At 65.2% G+C, this 21693-nt stretch carries 23 protein-coding genes; 2 read left to right on the top strand and 21 right to left on the bottom strand.

Features of this window, described 5'->3' with window-relative positions; genetic code table 11:
* Positions 1-18 precede the first annotated feature (18 nt).
* The 5 genes from ACZ5KU_RS17170 to ACZ5KU_RS17150 all read right to left on the bottom strand — a co-directional run bounded on the left by ACZ5KU_RS17170 (position 19) and on the right by ACZ5KU_RS17150 (position 4718).
* Positions 19-1053 carry an ABC transporter ATP-binding protein gene (locus tag ACZ5KU_RS17170; protein ID WP_054064339.1) on the bottom strand — a complete coding sequence of 345 codons (1035 nt, stop codon included), beginning with the start codon at positions 1051-1053 and terminating at the stop codon, positions 19-21.
* Positions 1050-1844, bottom strand: a complete 795-nt coding sequence (locus tag ACZ5KU_RS17165; RefSeq protein WP_054064338.1) for an ABC transporter permease — start codon at positions 1842-1844, stop codon at positions 1050-1052. Before ACZ5KU_RS17165 ends, ACZ5KU_RS17170 begins: the two co-directional genes overlap by 4 nt.
* The gene (locus tag ACZ5KU_RS17160; RefSeq protein ID WP_416773508.1) at positions 1841-2614 is read right to left on the bottom strand and encodes an ABC transporter permease; all 774 of its coding nucleotides are present in this window, start codon (positions 2612-2614) and stop codon (positions 1841-1843) included. The genes ACZ5KU_RS17165 and ACZ5KU_RS17160 overlap by 4 nt, the downstream gene beginning before the upstream one ends.
* A gap of 96 nt (positions 2615-2710) precedes the next feature.
* Positions 2711-3715 (bottom strand): ABC transporter substrate-binding protein, encoded by a 1005-nt coding sequence (locus ACZ5KU_RS17155; RefSeq protein WP_416769121.1) that lies wholly within the window; start codon positions 3713-3715, stop codon positions 2711-2713.
* Positions 3699-4718 (bottom strand): LacI family DNA-binding transcriptional regulator, encoded by a 1020-nt coding sequence (locus ACZ5KU_RS17150; protein WP_416769119.1) that lies wholly within the window; start codon positions 4716-4718, stop codon positions 3699-3701. The genes ACZ5KU_RS17155 and ACZ5KU_RS17150 overlap by 17 nt, the downstream gene beginning before the upstream one ends.
* A 655-nt stretch (positions 4719-5373) precedes the next feature.
* On the opposite strand from ACZ5KU_RS17150, the gene mqo reads away from it, so the two are divergent.
* Together mqo and ACZ5KU_RS17140 are read left to right on the top strand one after the other, a co-directional pair.
* Positions 5374-7023, top strand: a complete 1650-nt coding sequence (mqo, locus tag ACZ5KU_RS17145; protein ID WP_054059966.1) for a malate dehydrogenase (quinone) — start codon at positions 5374-5376, stop codon at positions 7021-7023.
* A gap of 149 nt (positions 7024-7172) precedes the next feature.
* Entirely contained in the window at positions 7173-7478 is a 306-nt protein-coding gene (locus ACZ5KU_RS17140; protein WP_054059965.1) for an RcnB family protein, read from the top strand.
* Positions 7479-7644: 166 nt separating this feature from the next.
* Here ACZ5KU_RS17140 and ACZ5KU_RS17135 read toward each other — a convergent pair whose 3' ends face one another.
* The 16 genes from ACZ5KU_RS17135 to ACZ5KU_RS17060 form a co-directional block, all read right to left on the bottom strand.
* Positions 7645-8562, bottom strand: coding sequence for a dihydrodipicolinate synthase family protein (locus ACZ5KU_RS17135; RefSeq protein WP_054064335.1), 918 nt, complete (start codon positions 8560-8562; stop codon positions 7645-7647).
* A gap of 124 nt (positions 8563-8686) precedes the next feature.
* Positions 8687-9715 carry a trans-3-hydroxy-L-proline dehydratase gene (locus ACZ5KU_RS17130; protein WP_054059963.1) on the bottom strand — a complete coding sequence of 343 codons (1029 nt, stop codon included), beginning with the start codon at positions 9713-9715 and terminating at the stop codon, positions 8687-8689.
* A gap of 154 nt (positions 9716-9869) precedes the next feature.
* Positions 9870-10592, bottom strand: coding sequence for an amino acid ABC transporter ATP-binding protein (locus ACZ5KU_RS17125; RefSeq protein WP_054059962.1), 723 nt, complete (start codon positions 10590-10592; stop codon positions 9870-9872).
* Positions 10585-11235 (bottom strand): amino acid ABC transporter permease, encoded by a 651-nt coding sequence (locus tag ACZ5KU_RS17120; protein ID WP_054059961.1) that lies wholly within the window; start codon positions 11233-11235, stop codon positions 10585-10587. Before ACZ5KU_RS17120 ends, ACZ5KU_RS17125 begins: the two co-directional genes overlap by 8 nt.
* 13 nt (positions 11236-11248) lie before the next feature.
* Positions 11249-11920 (bottom strand): amino acid ABC transporter permease, encoded by a 672-nt coding sequence (locus ACZ5KU_RS17115; protein ID WP_054064334.1) that lies wholly within the window; start codon positions 11918-11920, stop codon positions 11249-11251.
* Positions 11913-13676: a cis-3-hydroxy-L-proline dehydratase gene (gene lhpI / locus ACZ5KU_RS17110; protein WP_464735904.1), complete on the bottom strand. Its 1764-nt coding sequence runs from the start codon at positions 13674-13676 to the stop codon at positions 11913-11915. Before lhpI ends, ACZ5KU_RS17115 begins: the two co-directional genes overlap by 8 nt.
* Before the next feature lie 10 nt (positions 13677-13686).
* Positions 13687-14505 carry an ABC transporter substrate-binding protein gene (locus tag ACZ5KU_RS17105; RefSeq protein WP_054064332.1) on the bottom strand — a complete coding sequence of 273 codons (819 nt, stop codon included), beginning with the start codon at positions 14503-14505 and terminating at the stop codon, positions 13687-13689.
* 299 nt (positions 14506-14804) lie between these two features.
* A complete protein-coding gene (locus ACZ5KU_RS17100) occupies positions 14805-15575 on the bottom strand; it encodes an AraC family transcriptional regulator (RefSeq protein ID WP_416769114.1) in 771 nt (256 codons plus the stop codon).
* A 61-nt stretch (positions 15576-15636) separates the two neighbouring features.
* Positions 15637-16893: an FAD-dependent oxidoreductase gene (locus ACZ5KU_RS17095; protein ID WP_416769112.1), complete on the bottom strand. Its 1257-nt coding sequence runs from the start codon at positions 16891-16893 to the stop codon at positions 15637-15639.
* Positions 16890-17126 carry a (2Fe-2S)-binding protein gene (locus ACZ5KU_RS17090; RefSeq protein WP_054064330.1) on the bottom strand — a complete coding sequence of 79 codons (237 nt, stop codon included), beginning with the start codon at positions 17124-17126 and terminating at the stop codon, positions 16890-16892. The genes ACZ5KU_RS17095 and ACZ5KU_RS17090 overlap by 4 nt, the downstream gene beginning before the upstream one ends.
* Positions 17119-18234 carry an NAD(P)/FAD-dependent oxidoreductase gene (locus tag ACZ5KU_RS17085; protein WP_464735903.1) on the bottom strand — a complete coding sequence of 372 codons (1116 nt, stop codon included), beginning with the start codon at positions 18232-18234 and terminating at the stop codon, positions 17119-17121. Before ACZ5KU_RS17085 ends, ACZ5KU_RS17090 begins: the two co-directional genes overlap by 8 nt.
* Positions 18231-19163 carry a 4-hydroxyproline epimerase gene (locus tag ACZ5KU_RS17080; RefSeq protein ID WP_054058135.1) on the bottom strand — a complete coding sequence of 311 codons (933 nt, stop codon included), beginning with the start codon at positions 19161-19163 and terminating at the stop codon, positions 18231-18233. Before ACZ5KU_RS17080 ends, ACZ5KU_RS17085 begins: the two co-directional genes overlap by 4 nt.
* A 109-nt stretch (positions 19164-19272) precedes the next feature.
* Entirely contained in the window at positions 19273-19944 is a 672-nt protein-coding gene (locus tag ACZ5KU_RS17075) for a GntR family transcriptional regulator (RefSeq protein WP_054058136.1), read from the bottom strand.
* 123 nt (positions 19945-20067) lie between these two features.
* The gene (locus ACZ5KU_RS17070) at positions 20068-20472 is read right to left on the bottom strand and encodes a DUF2442 domain-containing protein (RefSeq protein ID WP_054058137.1); all 405 of its coding nucleotides are present in this window, start codon (positions 20470-20472) and stop codon (positions 20068-20070) included.
* A complete protein-coding gene (locus tag ACZ5KU_RS17065; RefSeq protein ID WP_054058138.1) occupies positions 20459-20710 on the bottom strand; it encodes a DUF4160 domain-containing protein in 252 nt (83 codons plus the stop codon). Before ACZ5KU_RS17065 ends, ACZ5KU_RS17070 begins: the two co-directional genes overlap by 14 nt.
* A gap of 170 nt (positions 20711-20880) precedes the next feature.
* Positions 20881-21669 carry an N-acetylmuramoyl-L-alanine amidase-like domain-containing protein gene (locus ACZ5KU_RS17060; RefSeq protein ID WP_054058139.1) on the bottom strand — a complete coding sequence of 263 codons (789 nt, stop codon included), beginning with the start codon at positions 21667-21669 and terminating at the stop codon, positions 20881-20883.
* Positions 21670-21693: the final 24 nt, after the last annotated feature.

Raw genomic sequence — 21693 nt, 5'->3', positions numbered from 1 at the left:
TCTCGTACGGGGAAAACATCACGATTGCAGGGTGAACAACGCCTGGGGCTCGATCGCGAGGGAGATCGCTGCGCCGGTGGCGTGGATCTGCGGGTCGCTGCTGTCGACCAGCAGCGGTTGCGCCGCGCCGACATCCACCAGCAGGCGGCTCTGGGCCCCCTGGAAGAACTGCCCCAGCAGCCGTCCACGCAGGTGCCCGGCACCGGGTTCCATGACCCGCAGATGCTCGGGGCGGCAGTAGACCGTGGTCGGCTGCTGCCCGCCGTTCCAGGGCAGCTCGCCGCCGTCGACCCGCAGTGCCTCGTGGGGGTAGTCGAGCACGGTGAAGGCGTTGAGATTGCCGACGAAGCCGGCGACGAAGGCGTTGGCCGGCTTCTGGTAGATCTCCCGCGGCGTGCCCAGTTGCGCGACGCGGCCGTGCTCCATCACCAGGATACGATCGCCCAGGGCCATGGCCTCGCCCTGGTCGTGGGTGACGAACACCGAGGTGATGCCCAGGCTGCGCAGCAGTTGGTCCAGCTCGCTGCGCAGGCGTTCGCGCAACTGGGCATCCAGCGCTGCCAGCGGCTCGTCCAGCAGCAGGACCCGGGGCCGTGGCGCCAGGGCGCGGGCCAGGGCGACCCGCTGGCGCTGGCCGCCGGACAGTTCGTGGATGCTGCGCTGGCCATGGGTTTCAAGGCCGACCAGTTCCAGCAGCTCGGCGCAGCGCCGTTTGCGTTCGGCGGTGGCAACGCCACGAACCTTGAGCCCGTAGACCACGTTCTCGGCGACGTTTAGATGGGGGAACAGTGCATAGTTCTGGAACACCATGCCGACGTCGCGGCGCTCGATGGGCAGGCCGGTGACCTCCTGTTGACCAAAGTACACCTGGCCGCTGTCGGGACGCTCCAGGCCGGCGATCAGGCGCAGAGTGGTGGTCTTGCCACAGCCGGAGGGGCCGAGGATCGCCAGGATTTCGCCGGGTTCGATCTCCAGGTCCAGCTGGTGCAGGGCAATCGTGCCGTCGGCAAAGGACTTGCGGCAGCCTTGCAGGCGAATCGGGGTGCCGGTCATGGGCGTTCTCCACGGGACAGACGGGCGCTGAGGGCCTGCACCGCAATCAGCAGTGGCACGATCAGCAAGAGGAAAATCAGCGTGTAGGCACTGGCGACTTCCAGCCGCGCCGAGGCGTAGCTGTCGGCCAGGCCCACGGGCAGGGTCTTGGTCATCGGGGTATGGAGCATCCAGGTCAGGTTGAATTCGCCCAGGGACAGGGTGATCACCATCAGTACACCGGCGAGAATGCCGGCACGGCTGTTGGGCACCACCACGTTGAAGAAGCGCCGCCAGGGACCGGCGCCCAGGCTGGCCGCGGCCTCTTCGAGCAGCGGCAACTGCTGGCGCTGCATCACCGCCATGACCGGGCGAACCAGGAAGGGCAGGGTGAACAGCACATGCCCGACCAGGATGAACAGCCAACTGCCGCGAAAGGCACCGAACTGGCCGTAGGTCAGCAGCAGTGCCAGGGCACTGGCCAGGCCGGGCATCGCCACCGGCAGCACCATCAGTTCCTCGAAGGCGCGGCTGAAGCGGTTGTTCATCCGCACCAGGGCATAGGCGGCCGGTACGCCGATGACGCACACGCACACGGCGCAGGCCAGGGCCAGTTGCAGCGACAGCCGGACGGTACCGGCATAGGCCTGCCAGACCTGTGCCAGCCAGGCGAACGTCAGGCCACTGGACGGGCCCTGAAAGTAGTTGCGGGTGAGCCCGGCGAGCAGTGACAACAGCACCGGCACCAGCATGAAGGTGCAGACCAGCAGGGTGAACGCCAGTTGCGCACAGAACAGCTTCGAACGTTTCACAGTACGCTCCCCGACGGCTTGACCCATCGGCGGGCCAGCAGCAATAACAGCCAGGTCACGCCACCGAGCACCACCGACAGTGCCGCGGCCACGGCGAAATTGGCGTAGTTGGTGAACACGTTGTAGATCGCCACCGGGGTGACGTTCAGGCGCGTGCCGAGGGTGAAGGCGGTACCGAAGGCACCCATCGCGGTGGCGAAGCAGATTGCCCCGCAGGACACCAGCGCCGGTGCCAGGCCCGGCACGATCACGTCGCGAACCACTTGCCAGAGCCCGGCGCCGAGGGACCGCGCGGCTTCCTCCAGGCTGTGGTCGAGGCTTTCGCAGGCGGCCATCACGGTGAGGATCACCCGTGGAATGGAGAAGTACAGATAACCGAGGAACAGTCCGGTCAGGGAATAGGCGAAGATCCAGCGCTCGCCGGCCAGGTGCAGGCCGAGCTGGGCGAACAGGCCCTGGCGACCGGCGAGCAGGATCACCAGGAAACCCACCACCACGCCCGGAAAGGCCAGGGGGAACGTCAGCAGCGCCACCAGCAGCGAACGGCCGAAGAACCGCTGGCGAGCCAGGAACACCCCGCTGATGCCTCCGACCAGCAGCGCCGCCAGGGTCGTCACCAGCGCCAGCAGGACAGTCTGCAACAGGCTGCCCAGGTACTGCGCGCTACTCAGCACCTGCCAGTAGCCGCTGCCGCCGGCATCACGATCCTGTGCACCGAGCAGCACCAGATGGGCCAGCGGCAGCAACCAGAACGCCAGCAACAGTGCCATGGCCGGCGCCAGGGGCCAGGTCGCCGCCGCTGACAGGCGCAGCCGTGGCCAGCCGCGGGGGCGGGCGGTCAGGTGATCGTCGAGCACCCGCGACACTTACTTCACCTCGCTCAGGTAGCGGGCGGCGAAGGCTTCCTGCACGGCGGCCATGTGCTCGTAGTCGACCACGCCGGCACGGGCATAGTCGCTGTCCGGCAGAAAGCGCGCGGCCACGTCCGCCGGCATTTTCATCTGCCGTACCGGGCGCAGGTAGGCATTGGCCCACAGGGCCTGGCCCTGGTCGGAGAGCACGAAGTCCAGGACCTTCTCGGCATTGGCGCGATGCGGGGCGTTGCCGACCGGGCTCATCACGTAGGGCACGCTGAGGCTGCCTTCCTTCGGGATCACGAAGGCGACGTTGGCCTGGTCCTTGTAGCGGGCACGGTAGGCGTTGAAGTCGTAGTCGACCAGGATCGGCAGTTCACCCGAGAGCACCCGCGCATAGGCGGTCTGCTTGGGCACGATCGGCGCGTTTTTCGCCAGTTTCCGGAAGTAGTCGATGGCCGGTGCGAAGTTGTCGAGGGTGCCACCCATGGCCTGGTTGATCGCCACCGCCGAGACGTAGCCGACGAAGGCGCTGGACGGGTCGAGGTAGCCGACCATGCCCTTGTATTCGGGCTTGAGCAGGTCGGCCCAGCCTTGTGGCACGGGCAGGCCGCCGAGGGCGTCGACGTTGACCATCAGGCCGAGGGTACCCGAGTGAATGGCGAACCAGTGCCCGGCCGGATCCTTGAGGCCGGCGGGAATCTCGTCCCAGTGCCGGGGCTTGTATTCGCCCAGCACTCCGGCTTTCTGCGCCTGCAGGCCGAAGGTCACGCCGTAGTAGACCACGTCGGCGACCGGCGCGGCGCGTTCGGCGACTATCTGCGCCAGGGCCTGGCCGGAGTTCTTGTTGTCCAGCGGCACCTGCACCCCGGTGCTGTCGGCAATCGCCCTGAGCTGGCTGCCCCAGTCGGCCCATTCGGGCGGGCAATTGTAGCAGATCGCGGTTTCTGCGGCGTGGGCGAGGCTGGCGATACCGCCGAGCAGCAGGGCGGCCAGGGTCTTACGGAACTGGGTCATGGAGCGTTTCCTCGTAGGGCCGCATGCTTTCGCCGGGCCGGATATGACAGGGCAGGCATTGGGAGGTGGGGCTGGCACCGTTGATGCGGGCCAGCAGGTGTTCGATCGCGGTGTTCGCCAGGGTGGTGATCGGCTGCACCACGCTGCACAGGGTCGGATGCATCTGGGTGCCGATGGCGATGCCGTCGAAACCGATGACCGACAGTTGTTCGGGTACGCCCCAGCCATTGCGACGCAGTTCGGCGATCAGGCTGATCGCCAGCAGGTCGTTGGAGCAGACCAGTGCGCTGGGCGGCTGCGGGCCACGCAGCAAAGGCTCGATGGCGGCGAAGTCGGCGCGGATATGCGCCGGCATCTCGATGACCGGCAGGGGCGCCCGGCCAGCTTGCTGCATGGCGTCGCAGTAGCCGGCATAGCGCAGGCGGGCGCGGTCCGATTGCAGGGCGGGGCCGGCGACCATGCCGATCCGTGTGTGGCCGGCTTCCAGCAGGTAGCGGGTCGCCAGGGCCATGCCGGCGCGGTTGTCGACCGAGACCGCGCAGTAGTCGGTGTTGTCCGGCTGGTGGTAGGCGAGCACGAATGGCGTGTCCTCGCAGGCCAGGCTTTCCAGCACTGTGTTCTGCTCGGCGTCGGTGACGGTCAGGATCAGGCCGTCGACCCGCTGGCGCAGCAGTTGCTCGACCACTGCGCTTTCGCGTTCGGCGGCGTAGTCGGTGGTCGCCAGCAGCAGGTTGTAGCCCCAGGCACTGGCGGCGCGCTCCATGGCCTGGAACTGTTCGGCGAACACCGGGTTGAGCAGGTTGGGCACCACCACGCCGATCAGGTTGGTCTGCTGCAGGCGCAACTGGCGGCCCAGGTGGTTGGGTCGAAAGCCCAGTTCGCGGGCGGCGGCGAAGACCTGCTCGCGGGTCGCCGGACGCACCACCTCGGGGGTGGCGAAGGTGCGGGCGGCGGTCGCCCGGGAAACGCCGGCCAGGCGGGCCACTTCTTTCAAATCGCTCATTGTCGCGTCCTTGAGATCGATCTCATTGGGGGCGACAGTACGGGGCGAAGATGGCGAACAGATAAAGGAGTGATGACGGTTTGGTTTCAGCGGCAGAGGCGTTGTCGGTGCTGTCGCTTTCGCGGATTCATCCGCGGAAGCGATCGGGCAGGTGACCGGCAGCGTGCAATCGTCCTATTCGGCTACCACGGTTTTTGTCAAAGAGCTGTCGATCTTTGGTCTAAAAAAGGTAAGAAAACGACACTTTTTTTGACGTATGTGCGCGTGCAGTAGACAATGGCATTTCTGCCACCATTGATGCTGGCCAGTCTCTTCGTCCCTGCGAAGCCAGACTGCCCTCAAAGCCGCGTATTTGACGACTCTCCGGTCGCCGACCGGCTTGTCCGTCGGATGGTGCCGGAGCCGGCGGCCGTGCTGCCGGCAGCGTGTGCGACCACGCACCAACAGAATTCGTGTCACTCAAGTCAGCTGAAGCCAAGAACGACAAGAAGTCAGCGCAGGAGCGACATAAAAAGTGAGGCCGAGCCATTCTTGGCGGCCTTGTGTGCCCATCCTCCAGTTTTTCGAGTGCGGGAGTCCACGGTATTTCCGTGCGTCGTGGCCCTGCATGAACGAGAGCGGAGGAGCGGATGGCGTTCTATCGTAGGATGACAATATGTTGAAAAAAGTGAACACGGCGCTATTGGGCCTGGCCTTGTCGATCGGGGCATCGTCCTCGTTCGCGGCCGAATCCAAGAAGGTCGATGTGCTGCTGATCGGCGGCGGGATCATGAGCTCGACCCTGGGTATCTGGCTGAACGAGCTGCAGCCCGACTGGTCGATGGAAATGATCGAGCGTCTCGACGGCGTCGCCGAAGAAAGCTCCAACGGCTGGAACAACGCCGGTACCGGTCACTCTGCCCTGGCCGAGTCGAACTACACCCCGTATGGCAAGGACGGCAAGATCGACATCTCCAAGGCGATCGAGATCAACGAGTCGTTCCAGATCACCCGTCAGTTCCTGTCCTGGCAGGTGCGCCAGGGCGTGCTGAAGAACCCGCACTCGTTCATCAACTCCACCCCGCACATGAGCTTCATGTGGGGTGACGACAACGTCAAGTTCCTGCGCGATCGTTACGCGGCACTGCAGACCAGCCCGCTGTTCAGCGGCATGCAGTACAGCGAAGATCAGGAGCAGATCAAGAAGTGGGTCCCGCTGATGATGCAAGGGCGCGATCCGAAGCAGAAGATCGCCGCGACCTGGACGCCGATCGGCACCGACGTGAACTTCGGCGAGATCACCCGCCAGTACGTTGCCCACCTGCAACAGCAGCCGAACTTCACCCTGAAGCTGTCCAGCGAAGTGCAGGACATCAAGCGCAACGAAGACGGCTCCTGGCACGTGACCTACAAGAACCTGAAGGACGGCAGCGAAACCGCGGCCGACGCCAAGTTCGTGTTCATCGGTGCCGGTGGCGGCGCGCTGCACCTGCTGCAGAAGTCCGGTATCCCGGAAGCCAACGACTACGCGGCCTTCCCGGTCGGTGGTTCGTTCCTGGTGACCGACAACCAGGACATCGCGCTCAAGCACATGGCCAAGGCCTACGGCATCGCTTCGACCGGTGCACCGCCCATGTCGGTTCCGCACCTGGACACCCGTGTGCTGGATGGCAAGCGCGTGATCCTGTTCGGCCCATTCGCGACCTTCTCCACCAAGTTCCTGAAGAACGGTTCGTACTTCGACCTGCTGACCAGCACCACCACCCACAACATCTGGCCGATGACCCGCGTGGGTATCGATCAGTTCGACCTGGTCCAGTACCTGGGCGGCCAACTGATGATGTCGGATGACGACCGCTTCAACGCCCTCAAAGAGTACTTCCCCGAGGCGAAGAAGGAAGACTGGCGCCTGTGGCAGGCCGGTCAGCGCGTGCAGATCATCAAGCGTGACGAAGAGAAGGGCGGCGTCCTGAAACTCGGCACCGAAGTCGTTGCCGCCAAGGACAACAGCATCGCCGGCCTGCTGGGTGCCTCGCCAGGTGCCTCGACCGCTGCGCCGATCATGCTGAGCGTGCTGGAGAAGGTGTTCAAGGACAAGGTGGCGACCCCTGCCTGGCAGGAAAAGCTGCACCAGATCATTCCGAGCTACGGCACCAAGCTGAACGGCAACCCTGAAGCCGTGCAGAAAGAGTGGAACTACACCGCCGAGATCCTGCAACTGACCACTCCTCCGGTGATTGGCCAGACCGCGGCGGCACCGGCTGCAGCCCCGGCTGCGACCGACAAGCCCAAGGCTGAGGATCCGAAATCCGACATGGCGCTGTAAGCGACCCTGATCGAGTTTCGAGTCTCACAGAAACGCCACTCACCCGAGTGGCGTTTTTGCATCCGGCTTTCACAGGCCCCGTTGAATCGAATGATTTTCCTGTGCCGCGGTCAGACCCTTTGCATCCGTCTTGAGCCAAGGAGTCGTCCATGACCGTGAAATCCCTGATTGCCGGATTGTCCCTGGTGGCCTGTTCGGCCGTTGTGACACTGCCGCTGCAGGCGGCGCAGTCCTCCGATGAAAAAGTCCCTTCCACTTTCAGCAGCGGTGAGCTGGTGGTCGGCGACCGCGCCCCGGCGGTTTACCAGCGTGAGTCACAGGCGCTGCATGACTGGAAGAAACGCGGGCTGCATGCTCCGGAGGAGGACAGCCAGTGGGTGAAAATCAAGAACCAGTATGTGCTGGTGGCAATCACCAACGGCAAGATCATTGAACTCAAACCGGTAAAACAATGAGTTCTGACCCGGTAGCTGTGCCGAATTATTCGCGGGCGAGCCCGGCTCCTGGCGTTTTGCGTCGTCCACATGACCTGAATTCGACACAGCCTCTGTAGGAGCCGGGCTTGCCCGCGAAGAGGCCGGGACAGCCGAAGCCGATTGGCAGGCTGCCCCGGCTCCGAGCTCAGAGCCCCACGTCCGGCAACACCGGTCGGTTGGCCAGGGCCTTGGCCATGATCTGCTCGACGAACAGCCGATCGGCCTCCGGCAGTGCCAGGCGCGGTGGGCGGGTCAGGGCGCTGCCGCGGCCGGCGATGGCTTCGCACAGCTTGATGCACTGCACCAGGTCCGGCCGCGCATCGAGGTGCAGGATCGGCATCAGCCATTCATAGATCGGCATCGCCTCGGCGAAGCGCCCGGCCTTGGCCAGGCGGAAGATGGTTTCGCCTTCCTTGGGAAACACGTTGGACATCCCCGACACCCAACCCTCGGCGCCCACTGCGATACTCTCCAGCACCACGTCGTCGAGACCGGCGAACAGCACGAACCGATCGCCGACTTCATTGCGCACGTCGATGAAACGGCGGGTGTCGCCGGAGGAGTCCTTGAAGCACACCACGTTGTCGCAGTCGGCCAGGGAAATCAGGATGTCCGGGGTGACGTCGTTCTTGTAGATCGGCGGGTTGTTGTAGACCATCAGCGGCACGTCGGCATGCCTGGCCACATAGCGAAAGTGCTCGGCGGTCTCGAACGGCTTGGAGCCATAGACCAGCGCCGGCATCAGCATGACCCCGTCGACCCCGACCTTGCGCACCGAGTTCGCGACCTTGGCCGCTTGCACGCTGGTGAACTCGGCCACACCGCAGATCACCGGCACCCGGCCCCCGGAGGCGGCCACCGCGACTTCGGTGACGGCGATCTTTTCCTCGGCGGTCAGCGAGGTGTTTTCGCCGACCGAGCCACAGACCACCAGGCCCGAGACGCCATCGCGGATCACGTTGGAAATCACTTGGTGAGTCTTTTCCAGGTTGATGGAAAAGTCGTCGTTGAATTGGGTGGTGACCGCGGGGAAGACGCCGCTCCAGTTGATGCGTTTACTCATGATGGACTCCTGGGTTAATTGTATTTCGTATACGATGTGGTTGATAAAAATCTGCGATTCGTGTGTCTCTGCGGGCGCCGTTCCAGCGCCGCAAGGTCGTGCATGGGTATTTAATCAGTGGGTCTCAGGCTCCCGGCCAGGTGTCCGACAGTCGATAGCCCTGTGGCCACGGGTCAGCGGGGTCGAGCAGCAACTGGTGGGTACCGGTGATCCAGGCCCGGCCGGACAGGCACGGATAGATCGCCGTACGCCCGGCCAGCTCGGTCTGTGAGTCGATGCGGCAGTGGAACTCGGAGCCGATGATCGAGCGGCCGATGAAGCGTTCGCCGACCTTCAGCACCCCCTTGGCCTGTAGCACCGCCATGCGCGCCGAGCAGCCGGTACCGCAGGGCGAGCGGTCGATCTTGCCGGGGCGAATCACCACCGCGTTGGCAGCCGTGGCGATACCGTTCTCGTAGATCACCGGGGCGGCGATCTGGCAGAAGGAGATATGCGACCAGTCCGGGTTCAGCGGGTGGACGAAACCCAGTTGTTCGTTGGCGGCACGGGTGATCCTCAGGCCGGTCTCGACCAGATCCCGGGCCTCATCGGGGCGAATCGCAAAACCCAGGCGCCGGGCGTCGACGATGGCGAAACTGTCGCCGCCGTAGGCCGTATCGACCTGGAGCGAGCCCAGGCCTTCGACTTCGATCCAGGCGTCGAGGCGGTCGGCGAACGACGGCACATTCCTGATTTCCACCCGCTGGACCTTGCCGTCCCGGCATTCGGCTACGGCTTCGATCAGGCCGCCGGGAGCCTCCAGCACCAGGCGCGTCTGCGGTTCGGTCATCGGCAGGATGCCGCTGTCGAGCAGCACCGTGGACACGCACAGCGAATTGGAGCCGGACATCGGCGGCGTGTCGGCCGGCTCCATGATGATCCAGGCCATCTGCGCCCGCGGGTCCTTGGCCGGCACCAGCAGGTTGACGTGGCGGAACACGCCGCCGCGCGGTTCGTTGAGGACGAAGTTGCGCAGGGTTTCATCCTGGGCGATCCAGCGTGACTGCTCCCACACGGTGGCGCCCGGCGGCGGGGCGACACCGCCGACGATCACATCGCCGACTTCGCCTTCGGCATGGCAACTGACTACATGAACGATCTTCGAAGAACGCATTGCATACTCCTCCTTTCGTGTCTGCTTAACGGTCCCCTGTCGGAGCCGGGCGTGCCCGCGAAAGCGCCGGCCAGGCTGCGACGCTGGCGAGGTGAACGGCCGCCTTCGGCGGTTCGCGGGCAAGCCCGGCTCCTAAAGGGATTGGGGGGCATTTCTACTTGACCGACTTGAGAAACGCCGCCGTCTCCGGCTGCCGTGGATTGCCGATGACCTGATCGGGCGAGCCGATCTCATGCACCAGGCCGTTGCGAAAGAACGCCACGCGGTCGGAAACGTCCCGGGCGAAACGGATCTCATGGGTCACCAGAACCATGGTCATGCCGTCCTCGGCGAGCATGCGCATGGTGTCCAGCACCTCGCCGACCAGTTGCGGGTCGAGTGCCGAGGTGGCTTCGTCGAACAACATGTAATCCGGTGACATCGCCAGGGCGCGGGCGATCGCCATGCGCTGCTGCTGGCCGCCGGAGAGCTTGCCGGGAAAGGTCTTGAGCTTGTCGCCCAGGCCGACATGGGTGAGCTGGCGCACCGCCAGTTCCTCGGCGTCCTGCCGGCTCTTGCCGAGCACCTTGCGCGGCGCCAGCATCACGTTCTCCAGCACCGTCAGGTGCGGAAAGGCGTTCCACTGCTGGAACACGATGCCGATCTTCTGCCGCAACTTGTTCAGGTCGGTGGCGCGGTCGTGGACCTCGATGCCGTCGACGCGGATGCTGCCCTTGTGGATCGACTCCAGGCCATTGATGCACATCAGCAGGGTCGACTTGCCGGAACCGGAGCCACCGATGATCGACACCACCTCGCCCTTGTTCACCGTCAGGCTGACGCCCTTGACCACTTCCAGGTCGCCGAAGGATTTGTGTACGTTGTCGATCTCAATCATTTTCTTGCCACCTTCTTTCCAGACGAGCGCCCAGGCGAGCGACCACCAGGCTCATGACGTAGTAGATAAGGCCCGCGATGCACAGCACCAGCAGCGGTTCCTGGATGCGCGTGACGATGGTCTGCGAGGCGCGCAACAGCTCGATGATGCCGATCCACATCACCAGCGCGGTGTCCTTCATGACCCCCAGCACCAGGTTCAGCCAGCCGGGGAAGGCCACCCGCGTGGCCATCGGCAGGACGATCCAGCGCAGGTCCTGCAGGTAGCTCAGCCCCAGCGAGCGGCTGGCCCGGCGTACGCTCGGCGGCACCGACAGCACGCCGCTGCGCACGATCTCGGTGAAGTACGCGGCGGCGTAGATGCCCAGCACGATGCAGCCGACCGAAAAGGCGCTGATCTTCAGGCCCAGGATGCTCTTGAACGAGTTGAACAGGACGAACTGGATCAGCAGCGGCACGCTGCGAAACACGTCCAGCACCCAGGCCAGCGGCAAGCTCACCCGCGGCAGCAGTGCGCGCAGCAGGCCGAACAACAGGCCGGCGACGCTGCCCAGCAGGATCGCCCAGAACGTCAGTTGCAGCGTGACCCACGCGCCGCTGAGCAGGAACAGCAGGTCATTGGCGGTAAGACTGGTAGAGAACATCGAGCAGACCCCCTCAGTAACGGAACAGCCGCCAGGACAACAGCCGGGCTATCGCGACGATCGCCTTGGCGATCAGGTAATACAGCACCGCCGCGATGGCGAAGTATTCGAAGGTGCGGAACGTCTTGACGTTGTATTCCTGGGTCACCCCGGTCAGGTCGTTGTTGAGCCCCACCACCACCCCCAGGGAGGTCATCAGCACCGCCCAGACCATCTGGTTGGTCAGGGGGTAGAACACCACCCGCAGCAACTGCGGCACGACGATCATCCGGTAGGCCTGGAAGGCGCTCATGCCCAGCGAGCGCGCGGCGCGCATCTGGGTGCCGGGCACCGCCTTGAGGCCGCCACGGAAGTTCTCCGCCAGGTAGCCGGCGTTGTTGAAGGTGATCCCGGCGAGCAGTGCGAACCAGGAACTGACATGCAGCCCCAGCGAGCCGAGGCCGAAATACAGGATGTAGATCTGGAACAGTGATGGGGTGTTGCGGGCGATCGACACCCAGCCGTTGGCGAAACCGCGCGGCAACGGTTGTCTGGCCTCGCGCATCACTGTCAGGGTCAGGGCGATCAGCACGCCGAAGATCATCGACAGGGCGGCGGTCTCGAAGGTCACCCAGGCGCCGCTGAGCATGTCGGGCAGGGCGCGGAACGCCGCGCGCCACTGGAAGGTGTAGCTGAAATTAAACATGGGCCGCTTCCTCCTGTTGCAACCAGGCCGGCAGGCGCCCACTGGCCTGGGCGGTGCAGGCGCTGTCGACGCATTCGGCGAGGCTGGCGAAGTGCACGCTGCGCCCGACCAGGCCGGGAGCGTAGTGGGCGTACTTGCCGGAGTTGGTCATCAGCGTGCGGGCGCCCGGCGGGATCACCGGTTCGCCGACCATGCACCAGCAGGTGTCGGTGATCAGCGTGGCGCCGAAGGCTTCGATCGGCTCCAGATATCCCGCCGCACGGGCCTGTTCCAGCACCGCGCGGCCACAGGTGATCGCCATGGCCACCGACGGATGCTTGTGTCGGCCCTGGCACAACCGCGCCAGGTGGGCGAACTCGCCGAGGGAGAAGTGCGGATTGCCCAGCGAGATGACATCCACCGATGGGCTGCGGGCGCTGTTGAGTTCGTGCCAGCTTTCCAGCAGCCCGGCCAGGTCGATGCGCTCCACAGGCAGAGATGCATCCGCCACCTGTGCCGGATCGAGCGCCTCGGGGGTGACTCCGGCGATATGGAACAGGGGTGCCGCCGAAGTGGTGGCGAACGCGGCGCCAAACGCCTTGAGATCGTCGAGGCCGGGCCGGCTGCGTTCCAGCCCGCGCACCAGGGGGATACGGCTGCCGCACAGCGTGCCGATGTGGTAGCCGAGCAGCGGGTAGAACGCATCGTCCAACGCGTTCAAGGTTGGCACCTCGATCTGCAACTGTGCCTTGCGCCGTTCGGCCAGGTGGCAGCCGGTCAATGGGGCGCGGCCGGTCAGGGCGATGCAGATGTCCAGGTAATCGGGGTATTTCTGGGTCCGGGCACCGAGCACGCTGTTGGCGTAGACCACGGCGTTGGATTCGGCCCAGACGATCTGCTCGCCGGCCTTGGGGGCGCTGTCGAGCAGGTACGGCGCACAGGTGTAGCTCAGTTGCGCGCCCATGGCCATGTAGGCGTTACCCAGGGCGCTGGCGGGCTCGCCGAGGGCCGCGTCGACCCCCAGCTCGCGCCAGCGCCGCTGGTCCACGGAGATGGAATTGAGGGTGGTCGGGACGCGTACCCGCGCGCCCCATTGCACCAGTTGTTCGGCAAAGCGCAGGCTCGCCGGGCCCGTATAGATGCAGCCATCGATATGGGCCTGGGTCACGTCCAGCAGGGCTGTGGCACCTTGCAGCCCGGCCATTCGCAGGACGATCTGCATGGCCACCTGGGCGGCCTTGCCATAGTGGCCGTCCAGCAGGCTGCGGTCGTACTCGCTGAGTTCGACGCTGCCGATTGCCGGGCGAAAGGAGGGAGGCGTTGGCGTGACCTGCCAGCCATCCGCGGGGCAGGCATCGAACAGGCTCAGGCGAGTATTTTCCACCCGGGCGAAGGCCTGGCCGCGCAAGGCGGCAAAGGCCTCCCTGCCGATGCACAGCACCGGCAGGGAGCGGTCGAAAATCACCTGGGCCACCCACACACCCAACGTCAGGATCTCATCGGCCTCGGCCAGCACCAGGGCGGCAGGCGCATGGCCATTGCTGATCGCCTCCATCATGACGCTGCTGCCGGTGCAGGAGCCGCGCCCGCTGGGCAATGCCAGCACACAGCCGCTCAGGTGCTGGCCGCTGAGGGGATGATGGCGATCAATCACCTCGCCGCTGAACGGATCGACGCCACCCCAGAAACTCAGGCCGACATCGGCGAACAGCAGGGGACCTTGGGCAGACCCTTCGACCAGACTGCGTCCGCTCAGGACAGTGGGCGTGCTGGGCATCGAGCGGTCCTCAGTAGTAGACGTGGGGAACGGTCAGGTCGGTCGGTGGAATCTCGGTGCCGACCCACTTGGTGAACAGTTCCTTGTAGCGCCCGGTCCGTACCTGCTGGTTGACGAACAGGTTGAGGTAGTTGATCAGGCCGTACTCGTTACGGGCGGCACCCAGCGACACGTAGTCGATCACGTACGGGGCGTTGCCAACGACCTTCAGGCCCTTGTACTTGCCGGACTTGAGCGTCGCGGCGGCCACGGTGTTGGTGACCACGGTGGCGTCGATGTGGCCCTGGGCCACGGCCAGGATGGTGTCGTTCTGCGACTGGTAGGCACGGAAGCTGCCGCTGCCCCAGCTCTTCTGGTCCTTCTCCAGGGCGATGGCTTCGTAGGTGCTGCTGGTGTTGCCGACATTCTTGCCCTTGAGATCCTCGTACTTGCTGATGCCGGTGTCCTCGCGGGTCAGCACCACCATCTGGAAGGCGAAGTAGGGGATGCTCATGCCAATGGTCTTGGCCCGTTCGAGGGTGTCGGAGGTGGAGGCGGTGATGACGTCGACGCGGTCGGACATCAGGGCCGGGATACGATCGGCAAACGGCGTTTCGACGACTTCGGCAGTGACGCCGAGGACTTTCGCCAGGTCGTTGCAATAGTCGACGTCGAAGCCCACCGGCTTGTTGTTGGCATCACGCGAGCCCATCGGCGGGAAGTCGAGTGTCACGGCGCAACGCAGCTTGCCCGAACTGATGATGTCATCGAGCTTGTCGGCCTGGGCCGTGGCGATGAAGCAAGAGCTGAGAACCACACTGAGCGCTGCGGCAAAAACGGGATTTTTCATGGAAGCCTCGTTTGTCGGTGAGTGGTGTTGGTTATCGTATTATGAATTTCGTATACGATATTAGATTAGCAATGACTGTGCCTGATTCCAGCTGGACAGGGAAATTCGTTGCAGAGCCTTGGCTTAGGGGGGCTGGTGGGCGCCGTGGGTCAAGGCGGGGGGAAGGGTGGTGTTACAGAAGGGAGCAGACGAGGGCGAAAGCGCGCCTTAAAGGAACACAGTGGCGGCCGTTCGCGGCTTGCCCGCGAATGGCTCCTCAAGTCCACCCTCGGCCTCCTGACCAGACACCCGCCCTGACGTCACTGCTGCCGATGCGTCTCGCGATAATGGCTCGGCGACAACCCGGTCAGCGCCCGGAACTGGCGGCTGAAGGCACTGTGGTCAGTGTAACCGCAGCGCAGGGCGATCTCGGTGATCGGCAGGTCGGCCTGCACCAACAGTTGCGAGGCTTCCTCCAGACGCGCCTTGTGAATCATCTGCCGGGGCGTGAGTTGGAAGATCCGCTTGCACTGGCGCTCCAACTGGGCCACCGACAGGCCGGCGATGCCGGTCAGTTCGGCCAGGCTGATGGGCTGGGAAAAATGCTCGCGGATGTACGCATCCACCGCGGCGACTTTCGGAAAGGACGGATGGTTCGACTGCGGCAACTGCAGGTCGCGGGAAACCCCCGCCAGGCCCACGATCTGTCCCTGCGGGTCGCGCAAGGGCACCTTGTGGGTCAGGCACCAGATCGGCTGGTTGCCGTAGTAGAGGTGCAGTTCCAACTGGTCGGCCAGTTCACGGCCGCTGCCCAGTACCCGGCGATCCTGTTCGGTGTAGGAGGCACCGAAGCGCTCGGGGAACACCCGGTCGGCGGTCAGCCCCAACAACGCTTCGGTGTGCTTGAAACCACAGCGTCGGGCCAGGGTCTGGTTGGCGAAGGCATAGCGGGCCTGGCTGTCCTTGATGAAGAACACCACGTCCGCCAGGGTGTCGAGCAACGGCGCGATGCTGTGCAGGCTGTTCAGCAGCGTGGGCAGGTCGCAGGGCTTGAAGCTGTTGAGCGAGGCATAATACATGGCGGCAGGCATCTGGTGGCAACCCCGGGATCATAGTGATCCGTCGGGGTTGCCGAAAGCCCCGTGCCACGCTTCATGCCGGTGGGGTGTCGTCCAGGTGCAACAGGGTGTCGATGCGTGCCGGGCCGAACGGTGGGCGCGGTGCCGCAGCCTGCCAGCCAAACAGGTGGGTGGTCGCACCACCACACACGCGGCCCTGGCAGGCGCCCATGCCGCAACGGCTGGCCAGCTTGGCCTCGCGCCAGTCGCGGTGGCCGAGCAGTTCGGCGTAGCTGACATCCTCGCAACGGCAGACCAGGGTGTCCGGCTCGGCCAGGGACTTGAGCCGTGGGTCGAGGGCAAAGGCCCGGTTCAGGCGGTCGGCAAAACCCTGCCAGCGTGCCCGCCGCGACCACAGGGCGCGGGCGGCCTGCCGCTCGCCCACGGCTGCATGCCCGGCGATCGCGCCTTCGACCAGGGCCAGCTCGCTGCCACCGAAACCGGTGCATTCGCCGGCGGCGTAATGATCGGCAAGGCTGCTGGCCTGCCAGTCGTCGACGGCGATGGCCTGGCCGGCGAGTGCACAGCCCAGGGCCTGGCCGAGCTGGCTGTTGGGGATCAGGCCGAAGCCGCAGGCCAGTCGTTCGCAAGCCACTTCGACGATTCTGCCGTGCTGCCGCAGGCGCACACCTTCCAGGCGGTCGTTGCCGAGGGCGGCAATCACGTGGGTATCGGTGCGGTAATGGCGGTCGAACAGAGCGAAGGCTTGCAGCCCCTTGTGTGGCCAACGCGGCAACTGTGCGGCAAAACCGGCGACGGCGGCCCGCGAAGCCTGTTCGGCGATTCGCTGGATCCGCGCCCCGGCCTGTCGCGCCGTGGCGGCGCTGGCGAGTAGCAACGGGCCGCTACCGGCGATCACCAGGCGTTCGCCGTTCACCGGCAGGCCGCCCTTGACCAGCGCCTGCAGGCCACCGGCACCGGTGACGCCGGGCAGGGTCCAGCCGGGGAAAGGCAGTAGCAGTTCGCGGGCCCCGGTGCAGAGGATCAGGTTGTCGTAGCCGATCTGCCAGCCCCGTTGCGGGTCTTCGAGCAACAGCCGTTTCGGGCCACTGCGGGCGATCACCCGGGTGGCGGGATGGTGCTGCACATTGGCGCAATGTTGCAGGCGCTCGCGCAACTGCCGGGCCAGGGGCGGCAGCTTGGCCTGTGGCCCGTCACGCCAGATCTGCCCGCCGGTCAGTGGATTGTCGTCGATCAGGGTGATGCGTGCGCCACTGGGGGCGGCGGCGAGGGCGGCGGCTATGCCGGCCGGACCGGCACCGATGATCAGCAGGTCGGTGGTTTCGCTCATGGCCGGGTCTCCACACGCATGCCGTCCTGGCACAAGGTCTGGCAGGCCAGGCGGCGGTAGCCATCGATACTGACCCGGCACTCCTGGCAGATACCCATGCCGCACAGCGGTGCCCGACGGCGGCCGCTCACCGACGTACGACTGCAGCCGTCACCGCCCAGGGCCAGTGCGGCGGCCACGGTGGTGCCATCGGCGACGCGCAGGGCGCGGCCGTCCAGTATCAGTTCAGGCATGGGCCGAGACTCCTGGAAAGCGCTGGGGCAGGTAGGGAGTGGCATCCAGCGGCAGCGTTTCGTTGAACAGTTGCCCGACCAGCAGATCGGCGGTGCCGGGGGCCGTGGTGACGCCCAGTCCTTCATGGCCGACGGCCAGCCACAGACCCTTGCGCCGCGGGTGCTCACCCACCAGCGGCAGGCCGTCGGGACTCGCGGCACGCAGACCGGTCCAGGCACGGATGGCGTTGAGTCGGGCCAGGCCCGGCAGGTACTCGACGGCACGCTTGAGCATCTTCGCCAGCATCCAGCTCTCGACTGCGAGGTCGCGGGTGCCGAACTGCCGCGAGGCGCCGATGAACAACTGACCCGTCGGGCGTGGCTGAATGTTGCAGGCGGTGGATGGCCCCTTGGCGTTGTGGGCGCTGGTGACATAACCCAGCTCCACCAGGGTATGGGTGACGCTGCCGGGATAGCGGTCGGTGATCAGCAGATGCCCCTTCTTCGGCTCGATGGGCAGCTCCGGACACAGCTCGTCAGCCTGCACGCCATTAGCCAGCACCACGGCACCGGCCGCGAGCCAGTGACCGTTGTCGAGCCGTACGCGCTGGCCGTCGATTTCGCGGACCCGCGCCCGACGCTGGCGAATGCCCGCGGTCTCGAGCATCCAGCGGGCGGTGGCCGGGGCGTAGAGAATGCCGTCGCAGTGAATCAGCAGGCCGCCCTCGAGCCCTTCGCGCAGTTGCGGTTCGCGTTCGTGCAGGGTCTGGCCGTCGAGCAGCTCACAGGCGATGCCGTGGGCCTGCAGGTTGTGGTGCTTGGCTTCGGCCACGGCCATTTCCTCGGCGTTGGCCGCGATCCACAGGGTGCCGTTGTTGCGATAGGCGCAGCCCTCGGGCAGCTTGGGCGCGTGCTCGCGCCAGCGTTGCACCGAGTATTGGCTCAGCGCCAGTTCGGCCGGGTTGTCATCGAGCACCAGCAGGTGGCCCATGCCCGCCGCTGTGGCATTCGGCAACCCGGCATCCAGCACCAGCACGTCGAGGCCCCGGTGGGCCAGGGCCTGGGCGCAGGCGGCGCCGACGATGCCGGCACCGATCACGATCACGTCGGCCACCGCGCCTTCGTTCACAGGCGGATGCCCCAGGCGAACGGGTCGTCCTGTTCGAGGATCAGGGTCGCTTCGGCGCTGATGTGTGCCCGCCCACGGATGGTCGGCACGATGCGCTCGCCGGCGGCCTCGTAGGAGCCTTCGAACTCGCTGCCAAGGATGCTGGCCTGACGCCAGACCTGTCCCGGTTGCAGCTTGCCATCGGCCGCCAGGCACGCCAGCTTGGCGCTGGTACCGGTGCCGCAGGGCGAGCGGTCGTAGGCCTTGCCGGGGCACAGGACGAAGTTACGGCTGTCGGCATGGGCGTCGTCGGCGAACAGTTCGATATGGTCGATCAGGCCGCCGTCCTCGCCGCGGATGCCTTGCTGCTCCAGCGTCTGCTGTACGGCGAAGCTGTAGGCGGTCAATGCCTCGAGGTTGTCGCTGGCGACATCGAGGCCGTGCTCGGCGATCAGGAAGAACCAGTTGCCGCCCCAGGCGATATCACCGACCACCTGGCCGATGCCCGCCACTTCCAGCGCCACGGCTCGCCGATAACGGTAGGCCGGCACGTTGCGCACGCTGACCGAGCGGTCCTCGTGCAGGGTGGCGTGCACGGTGCCGACCGGGGTCTCGATGGCATGGGTGCCCGGGCCGATGCGGCCCAGGTGGGCGAGAGAGGCCACCAGGCCGATGGTGCCGTGGCCGCACATGCCCAGGTAACCGGTGTTATTGAAGAAGATCACGCCGGCACAGGCCTGCGGGTCCACCGGTTCGCAGAGCAGGGCGCCGACCAGCACATCGCTGCCGCGGGGTTCGAGGACGCAGGCGGCGCGCCAGCTATCGTACTGTTCGGCCAGGCGCTGGCGGCGCTCGGCCATGCTACCTTGGCCCAGGTCGGGAAAGCCGGCGGTCACCAGGCGGGTGGGTTCGCCGCCGGTATGCGAGTCGATCACGGTGATACGTTTCATGGCAGGCCACTGTCGAATGAAGGAGCTTGCAGAGTGGCCTGCGCGGGGGTGGTCCGGCTTGATGCTTTTATCGGGTGCTCATGACGAAATCAGCATAGTGGCATCTGGCTCAATGCGCGCGTGGCAGGTGCTTGAGCAGGGTCGCGCAGACACCGGCGATATGCTCGTCGAGCAGTTTCACCGCCCGTTCCACGTCGCGGGCGCGGCAGGCTTCGATGATTTCCCGGTGTTCGTGATCGGCGCGCTCCTTGCCGGCGGACAGGCTCATCTGCATGCGCAGGTAGCGTTCCAGCTTGTCGTTGACCGAGCGGATCATGCCGACCAGGAACGGCCGCTGCGCCGGCTCGTAGAGACAGGCATGCAGTTCCCAGTTGAGTTCGGCCCAGCGGCCGACATCGTTCTCGCCGACGAACTCCTGGCAGATGCTCTCGGCCCTGGCAAAGGTGCTGTCGGTCATGTTCGGGATCGCCAGGCGCAACACCTTGTCCTCCAGCAGCATGCGCACCTCGAACATCTGCGCCAGCTCCAGCTCGGAGAGACGCGTGACCATCGCCCCCCGGTTGCGCTGGAACATCACCAGCCCCTCGGCCTCCAGCCGTTTGAGTGCCTCGCGCACCGGGATCTTGCTGACATTGAACTGGCGGGCGATTTCGTCCTGGCGAATCGGCTCGTCCTCGGCGAAATTGCCGGCGACGATCGCCTCGCGCAGGTGACGGGTGATGATCTCCGAGGTGGAGGGCGCATTGCCCAGGTCCGGCAGATTGAGTTTGGGTAGGGACACGGCGCGATCATTCGAGAGGGATGGAAAGGATATGGTATACAAAAAACGTTCTGTTTTCCCTTCTTCTCGACGAGGCGGCACGCTGATGACGCCCGGGCCTTGTGCCAAGCGTCCGGGTCTGCTTCAGAGGGCGGGGCGCTTGCGCGGACGACCGCCCAGCTTGCCGTTCTCGCGAGCGGCGCGGGATTTGGCTTCGGTCGAGCGGGAACCGCCTTTCCTGCCCAACTGACCGGCCATCCACGATGCGCTACCCAGCACGCCATTGATCAGCGCGGGCAGGTGCAGGTCGACATCCAGGGCTGGAAAGTGCAGCCCCTGGCCGCTGGGGCTGATGTCGATCCGTGCCAGCTGCGCAGGTTTGGCGCCGGCCAGTCCCTGGGCCAGGCGCGGCGGGAAAGACAGGCTCACCCCGGAATCGAGCCGGATCACCACGCAGTCGGTTTCAGTGTCGTAGTGGACCTGCTCCGCACGAGGCACCTTGGGTTGGGAGGCGTTTGCCTGCCTGAATTCGAGTTCAGTCAAAGTCACCGTGGATCTCCTTCCATTGCTGGCATTGATAGGCCAGGTCTTCGGTCAGCAGTGCGCACAGAAGCTTGAGCCTGCGATAGGTAAAACCGTAGTTGATACGCAGTTGCGGCGGACCTTCGGGGCACCGCAGGTGGAACACCGCTTCGTGCTCCCAGTTCATGACATGCACATGGCAGGGCCTGTGATCGTTGGAGTAGATCACTACTCGTACATCGTCGAATCGCGCTGTCGTCACCATGATTCAATAATAACCCATCCGTTTAGGTTTGAGAAAGTTGCCGACGTATGGCTGCTTCCTGCCGACATTCCCTGCCGGCACATTCAAGGCTAGACGGACTGCGGGTTACGACCCTGTCACAGGTATTTCCCGATATGTGTAACGATGGTTTTCGAGAGGTGCTGCTGGTCTCAGAGGGCCCGCAGCACCACGATCCCCGGGGTCTTTTTCACATAGGCGAGGAACGGCGAGTCGATGACCTGGTAGTGGTTCGACTGGGCCGAGGCGTTGCGCAGCACGGGGCCCTTGTCGGTCATGATGAAGATGCCCGTGTGGGTCACGTCCAGGCCCTGGGCGGGGGTGTAGATGCCGACGTAGTCGCCGGTGCGTAACCGGCTGATGACGGTGTCGTCGACGAACTGGCTGGGAATGTAGCTGATGGCGCGGGTCACCTCGGCGCTCGAACCACCGCCGGCAGGCGTCTTGAGGACCTTGGTGACGGTGGTGGCGTCCGGGCTGGTTTCGCGGGTCACGTCGCGGGCATTGAGCGGCGTGGCATGCGCCCAGTCGGTGAAGAAGTGTTTGCGGTTGACGTAGCTGATGTCGCCGTTTTCGTAGCGGGTGCGGACCACGTTCTCGATGAAGCGCGGCAGGCTGTCGGACTTGCGCAGGGCCTCGACGTAATCCAGGTAGGTGAAGCAGTCCAGGCCGCGGAAGTCGATCACCAGCTTTTCCGCCGAGGTCGCCGAGCCCACCAGCATATGCGGTACATAGGGTGTGCCGAGGAAGCTGGCGGAGATCTCGTCGATGCGCCGGCCGGTGTCGGGGTGGCCTTCGCTGGCCAGCCGCGACTCGATCAGCCTGATCTTGCCCAGGGTGTAGTCGTCCAGCTGGACCGGGGTATCGGGCGATGTCCGGGTAAAGCCGGTCAGCATCAGGGCGATTGCCAGGCCCGACAGGATCGACAGGATCTTGTTCATACAGTCTCCGAAAGACAGGCACCC

The organism is Pseudomonas sp. Tof1, assembly GCF_055390395.1.
The sequence above is the reverse complement of the archived record's forward strand: the minus strand, read 5'-3'. Positions and strand labels throughout refer to the sequence as shown.

What these genes read in the sequence shown, in the direction of transcription:
- ACZ5KU_RS17135 (WP_054064335.1), bottom strand. Translation starts at nt 8,562, where the DNA reads ATGAGTAAACGCATCAACTGGAGCGGCGTCTTCCCCGCGGTCACCACC.
- ACZ5KU_RS17140 (WP_054059965.1), top strand. Translation starts at nt 7,173, where the DNA reads ATGACCGTGAAATCCCTGATTGCCGGATTGTCCCTGGTGGCCTGTTCG.
- ACZ5KU_RS17160 (WP_416773508.1), bottom strand. Translation starts at nt 2,614, where the DNA reads ATGGCACTGTTGCTGGCGTTCTGGTTGCTGCCGCTGGCCCATCTGGTG.
- ACZ5KU_RS17080 (WP_054058135.1), bottom strand. Translation starts at nt 19,163, where the DNA reads ATGAAACGTATCACCGTGATCGACTCGCATACCGGCGGCGAACCCACC.
- ACZ5KU_RS17065 (WP_054058138.1), bottom strand. Translation starts at nt 20,710, where the DNA reads ATGGTGACGACAGCGCGATTCGACGATGTACGAGTAGTGATCTACTCC.
- ACZ5KU_RS17095 (WP_416769112.1), bottom strand. Translation starts at nt 16,893, where the DNA reads ATGAGCGAAACCACCGACCTGCTGATCATCGGTGCCGGTCCGGCCGGC.
- ACZ5KU_RS17130 (WP_054059963.1), bottom strand. Translation starts at nt 9,715, where the DNA reads ATGCGTTCTTCGAAGATCGTTCATGTAGTCAGTTGCCATGCCGAAGGC.
- ACZ5KU_RS17100 (WP_416769114.1), bottom strand. Translation starts at nt 15,575, where the DNA reads ATGCCTGCCGCCATGTATTATGCCTCGCTCAACAGCTTCAAGCCCTGC.
- ACZ5KU_RS17120 (WP_054059961.1), bottom strand. Translation starts at nt 11,235, where the DNA reads ATGTTCTCTACCAGTCTTACCGCCAATGACCTGCTGTTCCTGCTCAGC.
- mqo (WP_054059966.1), top strand. Translation starts at nt 5,374, where the DNA reads ATGTTGAAAAAAGTGAACACGGCGCTATTGGGCCTGGCCTTGTCGATC.
- ACZ5KU_RS17150 (WP_416769119.1), bottom strand. Translation starts at nt 4,718, where the DNA reads ATGAGCGATTTGAAAGAAGTGGCCCGCCTGGCCGGCGTTTCCCGGGCG.
- lhpI (WP_464735904.1), bottom strand. Translation starts at nt 13,676, where the DNA reads ATGCCCAGCACGCCCACTGTCCTGAGCGGACGCAGTCTGGTCGAAGGG.
- ACZ5KU_RS17115 (WP_054064334.1), bottom strand. Translation starts at nt 11,920, where the DNA reads ATGTTTAATTTCAGCTACACCTTCCAGTGGCGCGCGGCGTTCCGCGCC.
- ACZ5KU_RS17090 (WP_054064330.1), bottom strand. Translation starts at nt 17,126, where the DNA reads ATGCCTGAACTGATACTGGACGGCCGCGCCCTGCGCGTCGCCGATGGC.
- ACZ5KU_RS17155 (WP_416769121.1), bottom strand. Translation starts at nt 3,715, where the DNA reads ATGACCCAGTTCCGTAAGACCCTGGCCGCCCTGCTGCTCGGCGGTATC.
- ACZ5KU_RS17125 (WP_054059962.1), bottom strand. Translation starts at nt 10,592, where the DNA reads ATGATTGAGATCGACAACGTACACAAATCCTTCGGCGACCTGGAAGTG.
- ACZ5KU_RS17170 (WP_054064339.1), bottom strand. Translation starts at nt 1,053, where the DNA reads ATGACCGGCACCCCGATTCGCCTGCAAGGCTGCCGCAAGTCCTTTGCC.
- ACZ5KU_RS17060 (WP_054058139.1), bottom strand. Translation starts at nt 21,669, where the DNA reads ATGAACAAGATCCTGTCGATCCTGTCGGGCCTGGCAATCGCCCTGATG.
- ACZ5KU_RS17105 (WP_054064332.1), bottom strand. Translation starts at nt 14,505, where the DNA reads ATGAAAAATCCCGTTTTTGCCGCAGCGCTCAGTGTGGTTCTCAGCTCT.